The sequence below is a fragment of the Robertkochia solimangrovi genome, from assembly GCF_007279655.1.
Classification (GTDB): domain Bacteria; phylum Bacteroidota; class Bacteroidia; order Flavobacteriales; family Flavobacteriaceae; genus Robertkochia; species Robertkochia solimangrovi.
Genome location: NZ_QKWN01000014.1, coordinates 115,653 through 137,029 on the forward strand (window position 1 = coordinate 115,653; position 21,377 = coordinate 137,029).

The following is a 21,377-nucleotide window of genomic DNA, read 5'->3' on the forward strand; positions in this document are numbered from 1 at the left end:
GTGAATGTATTAAGCGACATCAGGTATTTTTTTGAGAAGCATGGTTATGCTGTGTCTTCGCGTCTTGCCGAGCGCCTGGGGATGAAGACTAAAAATGTTCGTTTATTCTTTATCTATGCAACCTTCGCGACCTTCGGAATCTGGTTCTTTGTGTACCTGACTCTGGCATTCTGGTTGCGTTTAAAAGACCTGATCTATACCAAACGCACTTCCGTTTTTGATCTGTAATCACTATGCTAAGAATATTCAGGTCCAAATTCGCCTTATCGATCTTCCTGTTAATAACCCTGTTATTATCCGGCGTTTTAGGGTACCGCATATTGGCGAATTACGACTGGATCGATGCGCTTTATATGACCGTGATCACGATTACGACCGTAGGTTACAGTGAGGTACGTCCTTCAGATCCGACTACGAAGGTATTTACAATCGCACTTATTGTTTCCAGTGTTTTTATCGTAGCTTTTGCTATTTCCGCCATAACAGAATATTTAATTTCCCGGAATACCATCAATAAAATCAAATACAAGATGAAACGGAAAAAACTCGACTTGTTAAAAGACCATGTGATCATATGTGGCTTTGGACGTAATGGTAAGGAAGCCGCTTCCCGTTTACAGAAGTACCGAAGACCGTTCGTAGTCATTGAACGAAATCCGGAACTGATCGAACATTATGATGAGGATATTCTGTTCGTTGAGGGGAATGCCCATGAGGATGATGTATTGATGGAAGCCGGAATTGATAGGGCAACCTGTCTGATATCGGCATTGCCAAAGGATGCGGATAATTTGTTCGTGGTGCTTTCTTCCCGACAACTGAATCGCAATCTTCATATTATCAGCAGGGCATCTGAAGAATCTTCCCTGAAGAAATTACGGCAGGCCGGAGCCGATAATGCTGTGATGCCGGACAAGATCGGTGGGGGGCATATGGCTTCCCTTGTGGTATTACCGGATCTCGTGGAATTTATGAATCAACTGGCGATGGAAGGGGAACAGCGCACCAATCTTGAAGAGATCTCATTTGATGACCTGCCTGAGAAATATCATCATAAATCGTTACTGGACCTCGATATACGGAGAATTTCAGGTTGTACCGTAATAGGACTCAAACAGCCTGACGGTAAGTATATCATCAATCCTGAGGTGAGTATAAAACTGTTGCCGAATTCCAAACTGATGGTGTTGGGACGTCCGGAACAGATCGATAAACTCAATAATTTCCTATTGGGAAGGACATGAGATAATTAACCATTAAAATTTGAATAAGACTGTATTTTTTTTGATATTGCGCAGCAGGTCGCAAAAACCTAACGGAAAATTAACCTAAACATTAAAATTTTATGAGAAAAAAATTTCTCTCAATTCTTTTTACGCTATGTAGTGTAGCTCTTTTTGCACAGGAATTGGTCGTTAAAGAGTTCGTTGGTAACCCTTCACGAAAGATCAATGACGGTGTGGTAGAGGTACAGGTAGACGGGGGAACTCCTCCCTATACTTATAAATGGAGTAATCAATCTACTTCGCTGAAATCCAATAAAGCGACAGGCCTAACAGAAGGTGTCGAGTATTCGGTTCTGATCACGGATGCCGCGGGTAACTCGGTAACGAAAGTTTATAAGGTGCCGACCGAGGCAATTACAGAAATTTTTAACAGTACAATGACTCCTGCGGTAGCTGCCCTGGGGTCAGTTTTGTTTTGGGACCCATTTGCCGCTACCGGAATCTATGATCCGGTTGTGTATGCAGATGTGAAACTTGTATCTGTACCTGGCTGGACAGCAGATGTTCAGGATAAATTCATCCTGAAATCCTGGTTGAAGCCGGAAGGAGCTGAAGTAAAAAAAGGTGAACCGATCGCTACAGTATCGAACAATTCCGGTGAGGAGATCGAAGTGACAGCATTAGCAAGCGGTAAACTTAAATATCTTGTAGATGAAGGCAAGGTGATTTACAATTCAGATAACAAAGAACACGTGATCGAGCAGGGAGCACAATACCTGGCAGAGATCGAATACGATAATCCAGAACCACTTGTTCATCCGAATGGAGACCCTCAAACTAAAAGTATTCCTTTTATCGTAATCTGGCTTGTTGTGGGTGCTACTTTCTTTACGATCAGAATGGGCTTCATCAACATTCGCGGATTTAAACATGCGATTGACCTTGCCAAAGGTAAATATGACGATCCGAACGCTCCTGGTCAGGTTACGCACTTCCAGGCACTGGCAACGGCTGTTTCCGGTACTGTTGGACTTGGTAATATCGCCGGGGTGGCGGTAGCGGTTTCCCTGGGTGGAGCCGGTGCAACGCTATGGATGATCGTAGCAGGTCTTCTCGGAATGTCTTCGAAGTTCGTCGAGTGTACCCTCGGTGTTAAATATAGAAACATCCTTCCTGACGGACGTGTGTTCGGTGGACCGATGAACTATTTGAGATACGGTCTTGAAAAGAGAAACCTTAAAGGACTAGGAAAAGTACTTGCCGGATTCTTCGCAGTACTAGCGGTTGGAGCTTCCTTCGGTGGAGGAAACATGTTCCAGGCAAACCAGTCTTTCGAACAGCTGGCGGGTCAGTTCCCGGCACTGGAAGGAAACGGATTCTGGTTTGGTATCGTGACTGCGGTATTGGTTGGAGTTGTGATCATCGGTGGTATTAACAGTATCGCTAAGGTGACCGGAAAGATCGTTCCTGTAATGGCGAGTGTGTATGTATTGGCAGCATTGATTGTAATCATTATCAATATTCAGAATATCGGTCCTGCATTCTCAGCCATCATCGATGGAGCTTTTAGTCCGAGTGCTCTTAAAGGAGGTATCATCGGAGTACTGATCGTCGGTTTCCAGCGGGCTGCATTCTCAAATGAGGCAGGTGTTGGTTCTGCTGCGATCGCACACAGTACTGCAAAGACCAATCATCCGCCATCGGAAGGATTTGTGGCGCTTCTTGAGCCATTCATCGATACCGTTGTGGTGTGTACCCTTACGGCCCTGGTGCTTATCTTTACTGGAATGCACGAAGTTCAGGGAATGGGAGGAGCGCAGCTTACTTCTGATGCTTTTGGAAGTGTGATCAGCTGGTTCCCTTATGTACTTGCACTGGCAGTATTCCTCTTTGCATTCTCTACCATGATCTCATGGTCATACTACGGAATGCGTGCCTGGACCTATCTTTTCGGTAAAAGTAAAAGAACTGAATTCGCCTATAAAATGTTATTCCTGGTATTCGTAGTGATCGGTGCTTCCGTAAGTCTCGGGGCTGTGCTTGATTTCTCGGATATGATGATTCTGGCGATGTCTTTCCCTAATATTATCGGACTCTATCTGATGAGTGGGGAAGTGAGAAAAGATCTTTCGCAATATCTTAAGGATCTGAAAGCGAATAAGCTTTTCAAAAAGCCTGAAGTTAAGAAGGCTTCCTAAAGATAAAAGCAATATGATATCAATGTCCCGCTTCTGCTTCTCCAAAGGGCAGCGAAGCGGGATATTTTTTTTGATACTGATACTGTTGTTCGTTAATATAGCAATGGTGTTCGTTCCTTCCCGGTCTGAACTTTCTGTGGCTGAATATGCTATAAGCAATCAAAAATCTCCGGATACTCTGAAATCACCGAATGTTTCTGGTGAGGATCCGGTTTACAAATTCAATCCTAATTATATCGATGATGCTCTGGGGTACCGATTGGGTGTCTCGGCTACTGAGCTCGACCGTATCTATGCCTACAGGAAACACGGCAAGTTTATGAACTCGGCAGAGGAGTTTCGGGAAGTAAGTGAAATAGCGGTCGGTCGGTATCATAAGATAAAAGATTTGCTTCGATTCCCCGAATTCAAGGCCGATGATAAGTATGGGTACGTGCCTATCGTAAAGAAGCGGGATCTCAATGCAGTAGACTCTTTTGAATTGCGGAGTATCAACGGAGTTGGAAAGGTGCTTTCAGCCCGAATCATTCATTACCGAAATAAATTGGGTGGGTATAGTCTGCCTGGGCAGTTGAAGGAAGTATATGGACTGAAGCCTGCGGTGGCAGCCCGTATCTTGCGAAGGTATGAGGTTGTTACGCCACCTGAAATCGCAAAACTTGACATCAATACGATTGGTTTAAAAGCCCTGGCGGTCACGCCGTATATCGGCTGGGAATTCGCACGTAAAATACTGGTTTACAGGAGTCATAACGGACGTATTCGATCGCTCGAAGAATTAACAAAATTTCATACTTTAACAGAAGATGATTTAGTCAGAATTCGACTATATTTGAAAACTGAATAAAAAAGCAGTAATGGAATTGGATATAGCGACTGAAATGAACTTTGACTATACGGAAACGCAAAACATGGTTGCTGCTGCCGCCCGTGATTTTGCAGAACAATATATTCGGCCTCATGTAATGGAATGGGATGAAAGTCAGACCTTCCCGGTTGAGGTATTTAAGAAAGCGGGAGAGCTCGGATTTATGGGAGTTCTTGTGCCTGAACAATACGGAGGTTCCGGATTGGGGTATCATGAGTATATCGCGATCGTTGAGGAGATCTCAAAAGTGGATCCGTCAATCGGACTTTCCATTGCAGCGCATAATTCACTTTGTACGAATCATATTCTGAGCTTCGGGTCAGAAGCGCAAAAGAATCGTTGGATCCCAAAACTCGCTACCGGTGAATGGATCGGAGCCTGGGGGCTTACCGAACACAATACCGGTTCTGACGCAGGAGGTATGAGTACCACAGCTGTTAAGGATGGCGATGATTGGATCATCAATGGAGCCAAGAATTTTATCACCCACGGAAAGAGCGGGGATGTCGCTGTAGTGATCGTACGAACCGGAGAAAAAGGGGATTCACATGGGATGACCGCCTTTGTGGTTGAACGGGGAACGCCGGGTTTCAACCATGGTAAAAAGGAAGATAAATTAGGGATGAGAGCCAGTGAAACTGCGGAAATGGTTTTTGCAGACTGCCGTATTCCTGATGCGAACCGACTTGGAGAGATTGGCGATGGGTTTATTCAGTCGATGAAGATACTTGACGGCGGAAGGATCTCGATTGGGGCACTTTCTTTAGGGATTGCGAAAGGAGCCTATGAGGCGGCCTTAAAGTATTCCAAAGAGCGTGTACAATTCGGAAAGCCTATTTCAGCCTTCCAGGGTATTTCCTTTAAGCTGGCCGATATGGCGACTGAGATCGAAGCTTCTGAACTTTTGTTGCACAAAGCAGCTTTTCAAAAGAATGCCGGAAGAAAGATGACGACCATCGGAGCTATGAGTAAGATGTATGCGTCGGAAGCTTGTGTACGAATCGCTAATGAAGCAGTGCAAATTCATGGGGGGTATGGGTATACAAAAGACTTTCCGGTTGAGAAGTTTTACAGAGATTCCAAACTGTGTACGATCGGGGAGGGAACCACTGAGATTCAGAAAGTTGTTATTTCAAGAAATATTTTAAAATAGTACTTGTTTAATATGTAGATTTTCACATATATTTGCCGTCCCAAAAGAAAGGAGGTGGTAAGCATATGTTAATTATACCGATTAAAGAAGGAGAAAATATAGACAGAGCGCTAAAGCGTTATAAGCGTAAATTCGACAGAACAGGTACAATGCGTCAGTTGAGAAGCCGTCAGCAATTTACTAAACCTTCTGTAGAGCGTAGAGCCCTGATCCAGAAAGCTGCATACGTACAGCAATTAAGAGAGCAGGAAGAGCTTTAGTCAATCTGAGACTTAAGATATAGAAATCCCGTTACAGCCGAGGCCGTAACGGGATTTTTTTTACCTATTTTTAGGGTTAAAAGCATGTATATATATGTCAATAGAGAAATTCAGGGATTATCTCGAGCTGGAGAAGCATTATAGTAAGCATACCGTACTCGCTTATTGTCGGGACCTGGAGGCTTTTCGCGATTTCTGTATGGATCGTTATGACGAGGAGGAGGTAGCGGGAATGAACTATGCGGAGATCAGGAGTTGGATCGTGAGTCTGGTGGATGGAGGGGTGACCAACAGGTCTGTAAACCGGAAGGTGTCATCTCTCAAGGCATATTATCGATACCTGATGAAAGCCGGGGTGATCAGGTTAGATCCGTTAGCGCATCACAAGGCCTTAAAGACTCCTAAGAAGGTCGAGGTGCCTTTTTCTGAAGAGGAGGTGGCTATGGTGCTTGATGGTTTTGATGAAAATGATTTTGAAAGTGTCAGGGATCGATTGATCGTAGAAATGTTCTATACTACTGGAATGCGAAGAAGTGAACTTATAGGCTTATCGGTGAGCGATATCGATCTTTCTAACGAGTTGATAAGGGTTAAGGGGAAGCGGAATAAGGAGCGGTTGGTTCCTGTGTTACCTTTTTTAAAGGATAGAATCGAGTTGTATAGCACATTGAGAAGTGCGCTGGAGACCGAAGAAACGGAAGGGTATTTCTTCATACGTGAAAATGGTCTTAAAGTTTACGAAAACCTTGTATATAGGATTATAAATAATTACTTTAGTAAGGCATCAACTAAGGTAAAGAGGAGTCCGCATATACTCAGACATAGTTTTGCGACCCATTTGCTAAACGGAGGTGCAGATTTAAATTCGGTAAAGGAGTTGCTGGGTCATTCCAGTCTTGTTTCCACACAGGTGTACACGCACAGCAGTATGGCCGAACTCAAAAGGCAATACGGCAAACACCCCCGCAACAGAGAAGACTCCTGAGCCATAAACCATAGTTTAACCCTAAAATCAGTAGAACATGGAAGTAAACACGCAGTCGGTCAACTTTAATGTAGACCAGAAGTTGGTGAACTTTATTCAGAAACGAATGGACAAGCTAGATGTCTTTTATGATCGTGTTGTGCATTCGGACGTTTATTTGAAAGTTCAGAAGACGAGTATGAAGGAGAACAAAATTGCAGAGATCAAAGTGCACGTGCCCGGCGATGAATTTGTCGTCAAAAAACAGTGTAAGACCTTCGAGGAAGCGATCGATTCTGCGGCCAGTTCCTTAGAGCGTGTATTGACCAAAAGGAAGCAAAAACTGAGGGCTTACATTTAATTTTAAAATTTTAGAAAATTTATTTTGTAAAAAGAATAATTTATATACATTTGCAGTCCGTTAGAAATAGCGGACTTTTTTAGTGTAAAGGCCGATGTAGCTCAGCTGGCTAGAGCAGCTGATTTGTAATCAGCAGGTCGTGGGTTCGAGTCCCTCTATCGGCTCTTTTGAAATGGTGATTTTTGGAGGTTTTTAAGAGAAATATTGAAGGCGGAAAAGAGTGTTTGATGTCGTAAATCAGGCGATCCGGAAGCGGTCAAAAATAAACCGAAAAAAAAATGAGAAAAAGAGACATAAAAATTTGTCTCGGTTGGGGCGAAGCACTATATTTGCCCGCTCAATAACCAAAAAGGTTCATTAATATAATGGTTTGGGGAGATACTCAAGCGGCCAACGAGGACAGACTGTAAATCTGTTGGTTTTCACCTTCGCAGGTTCGAATCCTGCTCTCCCCACTGAATCTTCGGAGCACTCTGAAGATCGAAGAGTAAGAATTTCCTCTTACGAGGTGGTTGAGCTTATTGAAGTGATCATATCAAAATAATTCTAGACTAAAAAGCGGGAGTAGCTCAGTTGGTAGAGCGTCAGCCTTCCAAGCTGAATGTCGCGAGTTCGAACCTCGTCTCCCGCTCTAAATCTAAATTTTAAGACTTATTTGATAATCATTTCTTTCAAAGGTGCAAACAGGAAGCTATCTTTGCATAGCGCTAAGGCGCGAATGATTGTGATCTTCCGGATTCATTGAGGAAAAAACTCGATTTCAGGTATTGCTTGTTGATGATGCAGAAAGGGGCCTGAAGTTTTAAGCCGGTGTAGCTCAGGGGTAGAGCGCTTCCTTGGTAAGGAAGAGGTCACGAGTTCAATTCTCGTCATTGGCTCTTATTGCGTTTAAATTTGAACACTAATATATATAACTAAGATTAAAATTTATTAAATCATGGCAAAGGAAACTTTTGATCGTTCCAAACCCCACTTAAATATAGGTACTATTGGACACGTAGATCACGGTAAAACTACTCTTACTGCTGCTATTACTAAAGTACTAGCTGATGCCGGACTTTCTGAATTGCGTTCATTCGATTCGATTGACAATGCTCCTGAGGAGAAAGAAAGAGGTATTACTATCAACACTTCTCACGTAGAATATCAAACTGCTAACCGTCACTACGCGCACGTTGACTGTCCTGGTCACGCTGACTACGTAAAGAACATGGTTACTGGTGCTGCTCAGATGGATGGAGCTATCCTTGTGGTTGCTGCTACTGATGGTCCTATGCCACAGACTCGTGAGCACATCCTTTTAGGTCGTCAGGTTGGTGTTCCAAGAATCGTTGTTTTCTTGAACAAAGTTGACATGGTTGATGATGAGGAGCTTCTTGAGCTAGTTGAGATGGAAGTTAGAGATCTTTTAAGCTTCTACGAATATGATGGAGATAACGGTCCTGTGATTCCAGGTTCTGCTCTTGGTGCACTTAACGGTGAGCAAAAATGGGTAGATTCTGTAATGAAACTTATGGAGGCTGTTGATGAGTGGATCGAACTTCCACAACGTGATGTAGATAAGGATTTCCTTATGCCAGTTGAAGATGTATTCACCATTACAGGTCGTGGTACTGTTGCTACAGGACGTATCGAGTCTGGTGTTGCAAGAACTGGTGATCCAGTTGAAATCATCGGTATGGGTGCTGAGAAACTTACTTCTACTATTACCGGGGTTGAGATGTTTAGAAAGATCCTTGACAGAGGTGAGGCTGGTGATAACGTAGGTATCCTACTTAGAGGTATCGAGAAATCTGATATCAAAAGAGGTATGGTTATCTGTAAGCCAGGATCTGTTAAGCCACACGCTAAATTCAAAGCTGAGGTTTATATCCTTAAGAAAGAAGAAGGTGGACGTCACACTCCATTCCACAACAACTACCGTCCTCAGTTCTACGTACGTACAACTGACGTAACAGGAACTATCAGTCTTCCTGATGGAGTTGAAATGGTAATGCCTGGTGACAACTTAACTATTACTGTTGAGTTACTTCAGCCAATCGCACTTAATAAAGGTCTTCGTTTCGCAATCCGTGAAGGTGGTAGAACTGTAGGTGCTGGTCAGGTTACTGAAATCTTAGATTAATTTCTATATAAATTACAAGTTAAGGGTGTTCCGTCTTGCGACGGGACGCCTTTAAACTTGAATAAACGGGTGTAGTTCAAGGGTAGAATAGCGGTCTCCAAAACCGTTGATGGGAGTTCGAATCTCTCCACCCGTGCCAAAGTTTTTGATTAGGCTTTTTTTGAAATAGTGGTTTACTCGGTTTGGAGTTTAGGTTTTATAGTTGATGGGAGTTCGTCCCGAAGGCTATCGGGACTCCACCCGTGCCAAAGTTTTTGATTAGGCTTTTTTGAAATAGTGAAAAAATGACTCGTATTAGGGTTGAAAAGAGATGGGTTGGATTCCGGTCTGTTTCTCCTGACGTGTCGAAAACCCCCGGTTGAGATTTTATTCTTGATCGTGAGGTGCGAAATGTTTTAGTTTTTTACGGAACATGGAGCGTGTAGAGTTCGAAGAAATGCAGGTCTGATAAAAGAAAGGGTTTGAGAGCTTTTGAATTATCGAACTGTCGAATATAAAACATAGCTATGTTGAATTATATCAAAGAATCGTTTGAAGAGTTGAGGATGAATGTAACCTGGCCGTCTTGGGCAGAAGGGCAAAACCTAATGGTGGTTGTTGCCGTTTTTTCAATTTTATTCTCCTTAGCTGTCTATGCAGTCGATACGGTGTTCGGAAAACTGATCAGGTATTATTTTGATTTGATCAATTAAAATATAAAAAATTGCAATGGCAGAAGCATTAGCAAAACAGTGGTACGTAGTTAGAGCGGTAAGCGGTCAGGAAAACAAGGTAAAAGGTTATATCGAACAGGAGATAGCCCGTCTTGGTTATACTGATTATGTTGACGAAGTGCTTGTGCCAACTGAAAAAGTAATTCAGATCCGTAACGGAAAAAAAATAAGTAAAGAGCGTGTCTACTTCCCTGGTTATGTAATGGTGAAAGCCAACCTTGGAGGGGAGATCGTTCACGTAATTAAATCGATCACCGGTGTAATCGGGTTTTTGGGAGAGGTGAAAGGAGGAGATCCTGTGCCGTTAAGAAAATCGGAGGTTAACAGAATGTTAGGTAAGGTGGATGAGCTTTCGGTGAAGACCGATAATGTTGCGATTCCTTATATACTTGGTGAAACGGTTAAGGTAATCGATGGTCCTTTCAATGGTTTCAACGGAACGGTTGAGAAGATCAATGAAGAGAAGCGTAAGCTTGAAGTGATGGTGAAGATCTTCGGAAGAAAGACTCCGCTTGAGCTCAGCTATATGCAGGTAGAGAAAATATAATTGTTACATTATATAGATTCGTCTTGCTTCCAAATAAGACGTATCAAATTTAAATTGAACTAAAAACAATGGCAAAAGAAGTTAGTAAAGTAGTTAAACTACAAGTTAGGGGAGGTGCTGCGAATCCATCGCCACCGGTTGGACCCGCTCTAGGTGCTGCCGGCGTTAACATCATGGAGTTCTGTAAGCAGTTTAATGCTCGTACACAGGACAAGCAAGGTAAGGTTTTACCAGTTGTTATCACCGTTTACAAAGACAAGTCATTTGAATTTGTAATTAAGACACCGCCAGCGGCAGTTCAGCTTATGGAAGCGGCTAAGGTTAAAAAAGGTTCAGGTGAACCAAACCGTAAGAAAGTTGCTAGCGTTACCTGGGAACAGGTAAAAGCGATCGCAGAAGACAAAATGCAGGATCTTAATGCCTTCACCATCGAATCAGCAATGAGCATGGTGGCAGGAACTGCAAGATCAATGGGTCTAACGGTTTCAGGTGATAAGCCTTTTTAAATCTTAAAAGAATCTGGAAATGGCACGATTAACAAAAAAACAAAAAGAAGCACGCGCTAAAATCGACAGAAGTAAACTTTACTCTGTGCAAGAGGCTTCTCAGTTAGTAAAAGATATCACCAACGTTAATTTTGATGCATCTGTTGATATTGCTGTACGTTTAGGAGTAGATCCTCGTAAAGCAAATCAGATGGTACGTGGGGTTGTAACCCTTCCACACGGAACTGGTAAAGATGTAAAGGTACTTGCTCTTGTAACTCCGGATAAGGAGGCAGAAGCAAAAGAAGCTGGAGCTGATTACGTTGGATTGGATGAGTATCTACAAAAGATCAAAGACGGTTGGACAGATGTTGATGTGATCATCACTATGCCAAGCGTTATGGGTAAATTAGGTCCGTTAGGTCGTATCCTGGGTCCTAGAGGTTTAATGCCTAACCCAAAGACAGGAACAGTTACTATGGATGTAGCTAAAGCGGTTAGCGAAGTGAAAGCTGGTAAGATCGACTTCAAAGTTGATAAGACCGGGATCGTTCACGCTGCTATCGGAAAGTCTTCTTTCTCTGCTGAAAAGCTTACCGGTAACGCAAATGAATTGATTCAAACTTTAATTAAACTTAAGCCAACTGCGGCTAAAGGTACCTATATCAAAAGTATCAACCTTTCGAGTACTATGAGTCCAAGTGTACCTGTTGATCCTAAAGCAGTTTAATTGGCAGTATAAATTTTTTAATCATGACTAGAGAAGAAAAGTTAACGGTAATAGAAGATTTGACTGCACAGTTAGCGGATAACGCCAATATTTATCTGGCGGATATCTCAGGATTGGACGCACAAACAACCTCTAATTTAAGAAGAGCTTGTTTTAAAGCGAACATTCAACTCGCAGTTGTTAAGAATACCCTTCTTGCCAAGGCAATGGAGGCTTCTGATAAGGACTTCGGACATCTTCCTGAAGTACTTAAAGGAAATACTTCCCTTATGTTTTCTGAGACTGGTAACGGTCCGGCTAAACTGATCAAAGATTTCAGAAAAAAATCTGAAAAACCTTTACTGAAAGGTGCTTTTATCGAAGAGGCTGTATATATCGGAGACGATCAACTGGATGCTCTTGTTAGTATCAAGTCTAAAGAGGAAGTTATCGGAGATATCATCGGATTACTTCAGTCGCCTGCTAAGAACGTTATTAGCGGACTTAAGTCAGGTGGTGGTAAACTGGCCGGTATCCTTAAGACCTTGTCAGAAAAAGAATCATAAGTACGCACTTATAAACAATTATATATTAAAATTTTATTAAAAACGATAGAAAAATGGCAGATTTAAAAGATTTTGCAGAACAATTAGTTAACTTAACAGTTAAAGAAGTAAATGAGTTAGCTGATATCCTTAAAGAAGAATATGGTATTGAGCCTGCTGCTGCAGCTGTAGCTGTTGCTGCTGGTGGAGGTGCTGCTGCTGAGGCTGCTGAGGAGAAAACTGAATTTGACGTTATCCTTAAGGCAGCTGGAGCTTCTAAATTAGCAGTTGTAAAACTAGTTAAAGAATTAACTGGTCTTGGACTTAAAGAAGCTAAAGAAATGGTAGACAGCGCTCCAAAAGCTATCAAAGAAGGTGTATCTAAAGATGAGGCTGAAGGTCTTAAATCATCTTTAGAAGAAGCTGGAGCTGAGGTAGAATTAAAGTAATTCCACCCAACAGCTGAAGGCTGTAACAATATGGTTTAGGTCTGTCCCTTGCAAGAAGGGATAAGGCCTAAACCCTTTTGCGTATATAATTATCTACGCAACCCTTTAACATTATTTTAATCATAATACTGTCCATTGATGTTCAAAAATCAGACTGAAAGAATTAGTTTCGCCTCTGCTAAGAATACTCCGGAATACCCGGATTTTCTGGACATTCAGATCAAGTCATTCCAGGACTTCTTTCAACTGGAAACAAAATCTGAAGAACGAGGTAACGAGGGTCTTTACAACACCTTCATGGAGAACTTCCCCATTACTGATACGCGCAATCAATTTGTACTTGAATTTTTAGACTACTTTATCGATCCTCCGCGTTACTCCATTCAGGAATGTATAGAAAGAGGATTAACCTACAGTGTACCACTGAAGGCTAGATTAAAACTTTACTGTACAGATCCCGAGCACGAAGATTTCGAAACCATCGTGCAGGATGTATACCTGGGAACGATACCTTATATGACTCCCAGCGGTACCTTCGTTATCAATGGTGCTGAACGTGTAGTTGTATCTCAGTTACACAGATCTCCTGGTGTGTTCTTCGGTCAGTCGTTCCACGCCAACGGAACAAAACTGTATTCGGCCAGAGTAATTCCTTTCAAAGGTTCCTGGATCGAATTCGCTACCGATATCAACAGCGTTATGTACGCGTATATCGATAGAAAGAAAAAATTACCCGTAACCACCCTTTTCCGTGCCATCGGATTCGAACGTGATAAGGATATTCTTGAGATCTTCGACCTTGCAGAAGAAGTGAAGGTTTCTAAGAGCGGGTTGAAAAAAGTGCTCGGTAGAAAACTTGCTGCACGTGTTTTAAAAACATGGCATGAAGATTTCGTAGATGAAGATACAGGTGAAGTGGTTTCCATCGAGCGTAATGAGATCATCCTGGATAGGGATACCATTCTGGAAAAGGAACATCTTGATGAAATCCTTGATACCGATGTGAAGACAATTCTTCTTCACAAGGAAGATAGCCAGACCGGTGATTATGCTATTATATATAATACGTTACAAAAAGACCCTACCAACTCTGAAAAAGAAGCGGTAGAACACATATATCGTCAATTGCGTAATGCCGAACCGCCGGATGAAGAAACCGCGCGTGGTATTATTGACAAATTGTTCTTCTCAGATCAACGTTACAATCTTGGTGAAGTTGGTCGTTACAGAATGAACAAAAAGTTAGGCCTGAATATCGATATGGATAAGCAGGTACTTACCAAAGAGGATATTATTACCATTATCAAGTATCTGATCGAGCTGATCAACTCCAAAGCGGAGATCGATGATATCGACCACCTTTCGAACCGTCGTGTTCGTACCGTAGGTGAACAGCTATCTTCTCAGTTCGGTGTCGGACTTGCACGTATGGCGAGAACCATCCGTGAGCGTATGAACGTTAGGGATAACGAGGTGTTTACACCGATCGACCTTATCAACGCGAAGACGCTTTCTTCGGTGATCAACTCTTTCTTTGGTACCAACCAGTTGTCTCAGTTCATGGATCAGACCAACCCTCTTGCAGAGATCACGCACAAGCGTCGTCTTTCAGCACTTGGGCCAGGTGGACTTTCTCGTGAGCGTGCCGGATTCGAGGTTCGTGACGTTCACTATACCCACTACGGTCGTCTTTGTCCTATCGAGACTCCTGAAGGTCCGAATATCGGACTTATCTCCTCTTTAAGTGTGTTCGCGAAAGTGAACAATATGGGATTCATCGAAACTCCGTATCGTAAGGTTGAGAACGGAAAGGTTGATCTTTCTGAGATTCTTTACCTAAGCGCAGAAGAGGAAGAAGAAAAGAAAATTGCTCAGGCAAACATACCGCTTTCGGAAGACGGAACTATCGATACCGATAAGGTTATCGCACGTGATGAAGGTGACTTCCCGGTTGTAGACCCTATTGAGGTTGATTATACCGACGTTGCACCGAACCAGATCGCTTCGATCTCGGCTTCATTGATTCCATTCCTGGAGCATGATGATGCGAACCGTGCACTGATGGGATCGAACATGATGCGTCAGGCTGTACCGCTTCTTAGACCGGAATCTCCTATCGTTGGTACCGGACTAGAGCGTCAGGTGGCATCAGATTCAAGAGTACTGGTTAATGCAGAAGGATCCGGAGAAGTTGATTATGTTGATGCTTCTAAGATCATTATCAAATATGACCGTACCGAAACCGAACGACTGGTTAGTTTCGAAGATGACTTCAAGACCTATGATCTTGTTAAGTTCAGAAAGACCAACCAGGGTACTTCCATCAACCTGAAGCCTATCGTTGAGAAAGGTGATAAGGTTAAGAAAGGACAGGTACTTTGTGAAGGGTATGCAACTCAAAAAGGGGAACTCGCACTTGGTAGAAACCTGCAAGTGGCATTCATGCCATGGAAAGGGTACAACTTCGAGGATGCGATCGTGATCTCTGAAAAAGTGGTTAGAGAAGATATCTTTACCTCTATCCACATCGATGAGTATTCTCTTGAAGTTCGTGATACTAAACTGGGAGCTGAAGAGCTTACCAATGATATTCCTAACGTTTCCGAAGAGGCGACTAAAGATCTTGACGAGAACGGTATGATCCGTATCGGTGCCGAGGTTAAGCCTGGAGACATCCTTATCGGTAAAATCACTCCTAAAGGAGAATCTGATCCGACACCGGAAGAAAAACTGCTTCGTGCGATCTTCGGTGATAAAGCGGGTGATGTAAAAGATGCTTCACTTAAAGCTTCTCCGTCACTTAGCGGTGTGGTTATCGATAAGAAATTATTCTCACGTGCTATCAAAGATAAGCGTAAGCGTGCTAAGGATAAAGAGGATATCGCGAAACTGGAATTGGAATATGAAACCAAGTTCACCCAACTTAAGGATGTACTGGTTGAAAAACTGTTCTATATCGTAAACGGTAAGACCTCTCAGGGTGTATTCAATGACCTTGGAGAAGAAGTATTCCCTAAAGGAAAGAAATATACACAGAAAATGCTGAATGCAGTTGAGGATTTCGCGCACCTGGTTAGCGGCACCTGGACAACAGATGACGAGACCAATGCGTTGATCAACGACCTGCTTCACAACTATAAGATCAAGCTGAATGACCTTCAGGGAGCACTTAGAAGAGATAAGTTTACCATCTCTGTGGGTGATGAACTTCCTGCAGGAATCATGAAACTTGCAAAAGTTTACATCGCTAAAAAACGTAAGCTTAAAGTAGGTGATAAGATGGCCGGTCGTCACGGTAACAAAGGTATCGTGGCACGTATCGTACGTCAGGAGGATATGCCATTCCTCGAAGACGGAACACCGGTTGATATCGTGTTGAACCCACTTGGGGTACCTTCACGTATGAACATTGGTCAGATCTATGAGACCGTATTAGGATGGGCAGGTAAGAACCTCGGTAAGAAGTTCGCTACTCCGATCTTCGACGGTGCAACCCTAGACCAGATCAATGCACTTACGGATGAGGCTTCTATTCCGAGATTCGGACATACCTATCTGTATGACGGTGGTACCGGGGAGCGTTTTGATCAGCCGGCAACCGTTGGTGTGATCTATATGCTGAAACTCGGTCACATGGTAGATGATAAGATGCACGCACGTTCAATCGGACCATACTCGCTCATCACGCAGCAACCGCTCGGTGGTAAGGCGCAGTTCGGTGGACAGCGTTTCGGAGAGATGGAGGTATGGGCTCTGGAAGCATATGGTGCATCCAGCACGCTTAGAGAGATCCTGACCGTTAAATCTGATGATGTGATCGGTAGGGCTAAAACCTATGAATCGATCGTGAAAGGCGAAATGATGCCTGAACCGGGTCTTCCTGAATCGTTCAATGTATTGATGCATGAACTGAAAGGTCTCGGATTGGATATCAGATTAGAAGAATAAATTTTGAGGGGTCGTCTGCAACTGCAGACGACCATTCAAACTGTAATTTAATTACACTTAATTCATTATCACCATATATTATGGCCAGAAATAAAGATAAGAATACAGTACAGAGATTTAACAAAATCTCTATCGGATTGGCATCTCCCGAGTCTATTCTAGCAGAATCGAGAGGAGAGGTGTTAAAGCCGGAAACCATTAACTATCGTACCCATAAACCGGAACGTGACGGTTTGTTCTGCGAGCGTATCTTCGGTCCTGTAAAAGACTATGAGTGTGCCTGTGGAAAGTATAAGCGTATTCGCTACAAGGGTATCGTGTGTGACCGTTGTGGTGTAGAGGTTACAGAGAAAAAAGTGCGTAGAGATCGCGTCGGACACATCAATCTGGTAGTGCCCGTTGCTCATATCTGGTATTTCCGTTCTCTGCCAAATAAGATCGGGTATCTTCTCGGACTTCCGTCTAAGAAACTCGATATGATCATCTATTATGAGCGTTATGTTGTTATTCAGCCGGGTAGTGCTAAGAATGCCGACGGAGATGCGCTTCAGAAGATGGACTTCCTTACAGAAGAAGAATATTTAAATATCCTGGATTCACTTCCTGCTGAGAACCAATATCTCGATGAAAGTGATCCGAACAAGTTCATCGCCAAAATGGGTGCTGAATGTTTGATCGACCTGCTTGCCAGAATCGATCTTGACGAACTTTCGTATGAACTTCGTCACAAAGCTAATAACGAAACTTCCAAGCAACGTAAAACTGAAGCGTTAAAACGTCTTCAGGTTGTTGAGGCACTTCGTGAGGCACAATTGAACAGAGAGAACAACCCTGAGTGGATGATCATGAAGGTGGTTCCTGTGATCCCGCCGGAACTTCGTCCATTGGTGCCACTTGACGGTGGTCGTTTCGCTACTTCCGATCTTAACGATCTTTACAGAAGGGTGATCATCAGAAACAACCGTTTGAAGCGTCTGATGGAGATCAAAGCTCCTGAGGTGATCCTTCGTAACGAGAAGCGTATGCTTCAGGAATCGGTTGACTCATTGTTCGATAACACCCGTAAGTCTTCTGCGGTTAAAACAGAATCAAACAGACCACTTAAATCCCTTTCAGACTCGTTGAAAGGTAAACAAGGTCGTTTCCGTCAGAACCTGCTCGGTAAACGTGTTGACTATTCTGCACGTTCGGTTATCGTGGTTGGTCCTGAGCTGAAACTCTATGAGTGTGGTCTTCCTAAAAATATGGCTGCGGAACTTTACAAGCCTTTCGTGATCCGTAAACTGATCGAAAGAGGTATCGTAAAGACCGTTAAGTCTGCTAAAAAGATCATTGACAAGCGTGAGCCGGTTGTATGGGATATCCTGGAAAACGTATTAAAAGGACACCCTGTACTGCTTAACCGTGCCCCCACACTTCACCGTCTCGGTATTCAGGCATTCCAGCCGAAACTTATCGAAGGTAAAGCAATCCAGTTACACCCGTTAGTTTGTACGGCATTCAACGCCGACTTTGACGGTGACCAGATGGCGGTACACCTTCCGTTAGGACCTGAGGCTATTCTTGAAGCACAGTTATTAATGCTCGCTTCTCACAATATCCTGAACCCTGCGAATGGATCTCCGATCACGGTACCTTCTCAGGACATGGTATTGGGTCTGTATTATATGACCAAGGGGAGAAGATCAACTCCGGAACATCCTATTAAAGGAGAGGGACTTACGTTCTATTCTGCTGAAGAGGTTAACATCGCTTTCAACGAAAAACGTGTTGCTCTGAATGCTATCGTTAAGGTTAGAGCAAAAGACTTTAATGAAAACGGAGAACTGGTATACCAGATCATCGAAACCACAGTAGGTAGAATCCTTTTCAACCAGGTGGTTCCTGAAGGTGTAGGTTATGTCAATGAAGTATTGACCAAGAAATCACTTCGTGATATCATCGGTAACATCCTTAAAGCTACAAATGTTCCGACCACTGCTGACTTCCTTGACAAGATCAAGGATATGGGATACAATTTTGCATTCCGCGGAGGTCTTTCATTCAGTTTAGGGGATATTATCATTCCTGCAGAGAAAGTGAATATGATCGCTGAAGCTAATGAGCAGGTTGATGGTATTATGATGAACTATAACATGGGTCTTATCACCAATAACGAACGTTATAACCAGGTGATCGACGTATGGACTTCAACCAACGCAATGTTAACCGAGCTTGCCATGAAGCGTATCCGTGAGGATAACCAAGGATTTAACTCGGTGTACATGATGCTGGATTCAGGAGCAAGGGGATCTAAAGAACAGATCCGTCAGCTTACCGGTATGCGTGGTCTGATGGCGAAACCTAAAAAATCGACAGCCGGTGGTGGAGAGATTATCGAAAACCCGATTCTTTCTAACTTTAAGGAAGGTCTGTCGATTCTTGAATACTTTATTTCTACTCACGGTGCTCGTAAGGGACTTGCGGATACCGCTCTTAAAACTGCGGATGCGGGATACCTTACCCGTCGTCTTGTTGACGTTTCTCAGGATGTTATCGTAAACACTGAGGATTGTGGTACGCTAAGAGGTGTTGAAGTAGAGCCATTGAAAAAGAATGAAGAGATCGTGGAATCACTTGGAGAAAGAATTCTCGGCCGTGTTTCCCTTCATGATGTATTCGATCCTTTAACAGAAGAACTTCTTGTTTCTTCAGGTGAGGAGATCAGTGAAGAAATCGTGAAGAAGATCGAAGCTTCTCCTATCGAAAGAGTGGAAGTGCGTTCACCTCTTACCTGTGAAGCTAAACAAGGTATCTGTGGGAAATGTTACGGACGTAACCTTGCTACTGGTAAGATGGTACAACGCGGTGAAGCGGTTGGTGTAGTTGCTGCACAATCGATCGGGGAACCTGGTACACAGCTTACACTGCGAACCTTCCACGTAGGGGGTATTGCAGGTAACATCTCTGAAGAGAACAAGATCTTCACCCGTTATAACAGCCGTATCGAGATCGAAGATCTCAAAGTGGTAAAAGGAGAGGATGCTGAAGGTAATCCTGTGGATATCGTGATCTCACGTACCACCGAGGTTAAGTTCATCGATGAGAAAACAGGAATCGTTCTCGGTACAAACAACATTCCTTACGGATCTCAGATCTTCGTTAAGGATGGTCAGTCTCTTAAAAAAGGAGATACCGTTTGTCAGTGGGATCCTTATAACGCGGTTATTATCTCTGAATTCTCCGGTAAGATCGTTTATGAAAACATCGAGCAAGGGGTTACTTATCAGGTAGAGATCGATGAACAAACCGGATTCCAGGAGAAAGTTATCTCTGAATCGAGAAACAAGAAACTGATTCCTACATTACATATTAAAGACAGCAAGGGGATAACCCTGAGATCTTACAACTTACCGGTAGGTGCACACCTCATGGTAGATAACGGAGATAAGATCAAAGAAGGTAAGATCCTTGTTAAGATACCTCGTAAGTCTTCTAAAGCTGGGGATATTACCGGTGGTCTTCCAAGGGTGACCGAGCTTTTCGAAGCTAGGAATCCATCGAACCCGGCAGTGGTTTCAGAGATCGACGGTGTGGTTTCATTCGGTAAGATCAAGCGTGGTAATCGTGAGATCGTAGTGGAATCAAAACTTGGAGAGATCAAGAAATACCTGGTTAAACTTTCGAATCAGATCCTGGTTCAGGAGAATGATTACGTTCGTGCAGGTATGCCACTTTCCGATGGTTCTGTTACTCCGGAAGATATCCTGAGAATTAAAGGGCCTTCTGCCGTACAGCAATATCTTGTTAACGAAGTGCAGGAAGTATATCGTTTACAGGGTGTGAAGATCAATGACAAACACTTTGAAGTAGTGGTTCGTCAGATGATGCGTAAGGTAGAGATCAACGATGCAGGAGATACGAACTTCCTTGAACAACAATTGGTTCACAAAGATGACTTCATCGAAGAGAATGACAGAATCTTTGGAATGAAAGTGGTTGAGGATGCCGGTGATTCTGCTAAGATGAAACCTGGTCAGATCATCTCTCCAAGAGAACTCAGAGATGAGAACTCTATCTTGAGAAGAGCTGATAAAGCCCTTGTTGATGCAAGAGATGCCGTTCCTGCAGTTGCAACTCCGATCCTGCAAGGTATCACCAGAGCGTCACTGCAAACTAAGTCCTTTATCTCGGCTGCTTCCTTCCAGGAAACAACCAAAGTATTGAACGAAGCTGCAGTAAGCGGTAAGGTGGATATGCTTGAAGGACTGAAGGAAAATGTTATTGTTGGACATAAGATCCCAGCCGGTACTGGTATGAGAGATTATGATAATATCATCGTTGGATCTAAAGAAGAATACAACGAGATCATGGCCAGCAAGCAGCAGGTGAATTTCTAAGGAATATATATTCTAATATAGGAACCCCGAACAGTTATGTTCGGGGTTTTTTTTTGGTTTTGAGATTGACGATTGAATTTAGGGGATGCCCAGTGACGATCCTGACTTCAGCCTTCGGCGAAGTAGGAGTGTCGTCTCCTGCCTTTGGCTGCGTCGCGTGTCGTCGCTATTTATGGCCTTTAGCCATAAATGCTAGAGTGACCTGTGGTAAAGTGTTGTTTCGCAAGCTCAGTTTTTTTTTCGCGGGCTCAAATTTTGGATAGACGGCGTTGTTCTTCGCGGGCTCAGTTTCTTTTTTCGCGGGCTCAAATTTTGGATAGACAGCGTTGTTCTTCGCAGGCTCAGTTTTTTTTTCGCGGGCTCAAATTTTGGATAGACGGCGTTGTTCTTCGCAAGCTCAGTTTCTTTTTTCGCGGGCTCAAATTTTGGATAGACGGCGTTGTTCTT

Annotated in this window: 18 protein-coding genes and 5 tRNA genes; 22 read left to right on the forward strand and 1 reads right to left on the reverse strand. The window is 43.2% G+C overall.

Annotated elements, in window-relative coordinates; translation table 11 throughout:
* The 22 genes from DMZ48_RS17390 to rpoC all read left to right on the forward strand — a co-directional run bounded on the left by DMZ48_RS17390 (position 1) and on the right by rpoC (position 20,930).
* Complete coding sequence (locus tag DMZ48_RS17390; protein ID WP_143956451.1) at positions 1-228, forward strand: PspC domain-containing protein; 228 nt, start codon at positions 1-3, stop codon at positions 226-228.
* A gap of 5 nt (positions 229-233) precedes the next feature.
* Complete coding sequence (locus tag DMZ48_RS17395) at positions 234-1,244, forward strand: potassium channel family protein (protein WP_143956452.1); 1,011 nt, start codon at positions 234-236, stop codon at positions 1,242-1,244.
* Between the two features lie 101 nt (positions 1,245-1,345).
* Positions 1,346-3,424 carry an amino acid carrier protein gene (locus tag DMZ48_RS17400; protein WP_143956453.1) on the forward strand — a complete coding sequence of 693 codons (2,079 nt, stop codon included), beginning with the start codon at positions 1,346-1,348 and terminating at the stop codon, positions 3,422-3,424.
* A gap of 22 nt (positions 3,425-3,446) precedes the next feature.
* Positions 3,447-4,271 carry a ComEA family DNA-binding protein gene (locus tag DMZ48_RS17405; protein ID WP_162558753.1) on the forward strand — a complete coding sequence of 275 codons (825 nt, stop codon included), beginning with the start codon at positions 3,447-3,449 and terminating at the stop codon, positions 4,269-4,271.
* Positions 4,272-4,305: 34 nt separating this feature from the next.
* Entirely contained in the window at positions 4,306-5,445 is a 1,140-nt protein-coding gene (locus DMZ48_RS17410) for an acyl-CoA dehydrogenase family protein (protein ID WP_143956469.1), read from the forward strand.
* Positions 5,446-5,510: 65 nt separating this feature from the next.
* A complete protein-coding gene (rpsU, locus tag DMZ48_RS17415) occupies positions 5,511-5,705 on the forward strand; it encodes a 30S ribosomal protein S21 (protein ID WP_143956455.1) in 195 nt (64 codons plus the stop codon).
* Between the two features lie 94 nt (positions 5,706-5,799).
* A complete protein-coding gene (locus DMZ48_RS17420; protein WP_143956456.1) occupies positions 5,800-6,690 on the forward strand; it encodes a tyrosine-type recombinase/integrase in 891 nt (296 codons plus the stop codon).
* A 37-nt stretch (positions 6,691-6,727) separates the two neighbouring features.
* A complete protein-coding gene (gene hpf / locus DMZ48_RS17425) occupies positions 6,728-7,030 on the forward strand; it encodes a ribosome hibernation-promoting factor, HPF/YfiA family (protein ID WP_143956457.1) in 303 nt (100 codons plus the stop codon).
* Positions 7,031-7,120: 90 nt separating this feature from the next.
* Positions 7,121-7,194 (forward strand) — tRNA-Thr (locus DMZ48_RS17430).
* Between the two features lie 208 nt (positions 7,195-7,402).
* Positions 7,403-7,485, forward strand: a tRNA-Tyr gene (locus DMZ48_RS17435).
* Positions 7,486-7,588: 103 nt separating this feature from the next.
* A tRNA-Gly gene (locus tag DMZ48_RS17440) sits at positions 7,589-7,661 on the forward strand.
* Between the two features lie 175 nt (positions 7,662-7,836).
* Positions 7,837-7,908: transfer RNA gene (locus tag DMZ48_RS17445), tRNA-Thr, on the forward strand.
* 59 nt (positions 7,909-7,967) lie between these two features.
* A complete protein-coding gene (gene tuf, locus DMZ48_RS17450; RefSeq protein ID WP_143956458.1) occupies positions 7,968-9,155 on the forward strand; it encodes an elongation factor Tu in 1,188 nt (395 codons plus the stop codon).
* A gap of 65 nt (positions 9,156-9,220) precedes the next feature.
* Positions 9,221-9,294 (forward strand) — tRNA-Trp (locus tag DMZ48_RS17455).
* Positions 9,295-9,661: 367 nt separating this feature from the next.
* On the forward strand, positions 9,662-9,847 hold the full coding sequence (secE, locus tag DMZ48_RS17460; RefSeq protein ID WP_143956459.1) for a preprotein translocase subunit SecE: 186 nt from the start codon (positions 9,662-9,664) through the stop codon (positions 9,845-9,847).
* Positions 9,848-9,863: 16 nt separating this feature from the next.
* Positions 9,864-10,415 (forward strand): transcription termination/antitermination protein NusG, encoded by a 552-nt coding sequence (nusG, locus tag DMZ48_RS17465; RefSeq protein ID WP_143956460.1) that lies wholly within the window; start codon positions 9,864-9,866, stop codon positions 10,413-10,415.
* A 68-nt stretch (positions 10,416-10,483) separates the two neighbouring features.
* Positions 10,484-10,921, forward strand: a complete 438-nt coding sequence (gene rplK, locus DMZ48_RS17470; RefSeq protein WP_143956461.1) for a 50S ribosomal protein L11 — start codon at positions 10,484-10,486, stop codon at positions 10,919-10,921.
* Positions 10,922-10,940: 19 nt separating this feature from the next.
* Positions 10,941-11,630, forward strand: a complete 690-nt coding sequence (rplA, locus tag DMZ48_RS17475) for a 50S ribosomal protein L1 (RefSeq protein WP_143956462.1) — start codon at positions 10,941-10,943, stop codon at positions 11,628-11,630.
* A gap of 23 nt (positions 11,631-11,653) precedes the next feature.
* Positions 11,654-12,175, forward strand: a complete 522-nt coding sequence (gene rplJ / locus DMZ48_RS17480; RefSeq protein ID WP_143956463.1) for a 50S ribosomal protein L10 — start codon at positions 11,654-11,656, stop codon at positions 12,173-12,175.
* A gap of 53 nt (positions 12,176-12,228) precedes the next feature.
* Positions 12,229-12,603, forward strand: a complete 375-nt coding sequence (gene rplL / locus DMZ48_RS17485) for a 50S ribosomal protein L7/L12 (protein WP_143956464.1) — start codon at positions 12,229-12,231, stop codon at positions 12,601-12,603.
* Positions 12,604-12,741: 138 nt separating this feature from the next.
* Positions 12,742-16,551 (forward strand): DNA-directed RNA polymerase subunit beta, encoded by a 3,810-nt coding sequence (gene rpoB / locus DMZ48_RS17490; RefSeq protein ID WP_143956465.1) that lies wholly within the window; start codon positions 12,742-12,744, stop codon positions 16,549-16,551.
* An 80-nt stretch (positions 16,552-16,631) separates the two neighbouring features.
* Entirely contained in the window at positions 16,632-20,930 is a 4,299-nt protein-coding gene (gene rpoC / locus DMZ48_RS17495; protein WP_143956466.1) for a DNA-directed RNA polymerase subunit beta', read from the forward strand.
* Positions 20,931-21,158: 228 nt separating this feature from the next.
* Here the strand turns inward: rpoC and DMZ48_RS18720 are convergent.
* Positions 21,159-21,377 (reverse strand): hypothetical protein (locus tag DMZ48_RS18720; RefSeq protein ID WP_206751710.1); only part of this gene is annotated, 219 nt, incomplete at its 5' end.